Genomic DNA, 636 nt, shown 5'->3' with positions numbered 1-636 from the left:
AACCCGCACCCGCAGACCAGCCGGGGTGGAACAAGCAGAAGAACTCGTCCATGCCGACGTACCGCTACCTGCCGTTCGCGGAGGAGGTCGAGTCGATCACCCTGACGGACCGCACGTGGCCCGACAAGATCATCGACCGGGCGCCCCAGTGGTGCGCCGTCGACCTGCGTGACGGCAACCAGGCCCTGATCGATCCGATGAGCCCGGCCCGCAAGCGCCGCATGTTCGACCTGCTGGTGCGGATGGGTTACAAGGAGATCGAGGTCGGCTTCCCGTCCGCGAGCCAGACCGACTTCGATTTCGTCCGCGGGATCCGGTGCGAGCAACGTGATCGTCCACTTCTACAACTCGACGTCGATCCTGCAGCGCCGGGTCGTGTTCAAGGCCGACAAGGACACCGTCAAGAAGATCGCGACGGATGCCGCCGAGCTGGTGCTGGAAGAGGCGAAGAACCACCCCGACACGAACTGGCGCTGGGAATACTCGCCCGAGTCGTACACCGGCACCGAGCTGTCGTACGCCAAGGACGTGTGCGACGCGGTCGTCGCGACCCTGGGCGCGACCCCCGAGAACCCGGTGATCATCAACCTGCCGGCAACGGTGGAGATGGCCACCCCGAACGTGTATGCCGACTCG

The 636-nt window shown here is 65.4% G+C and carries 1 pseudogene; it reads left to right on the top strand.

Going from position 1 to position 636, the window contains the following annotated elements:
* Nucleotides 1–636, top strand: a pseudogene (locus A8G15_RS29000) (2-isopropylmalate synthase); the annotation flags it as partial.

Source organism: Rhodococcus phenolicus, assembly GCF_001646785.1.
GTDB classification, from domain to species: domain Bacteria; phylum Actinomycetota; class Actinomycetes; order Mycobacteriales; family Mycobacteriaceae; genus Rhodococcus; species Rhodococcus phenolicus.
The sequence above is the reverse complement of the archived record's forward strand: the minus strand, read 5'-3'. Positions and strand labels throughout refer to the sequence as shown.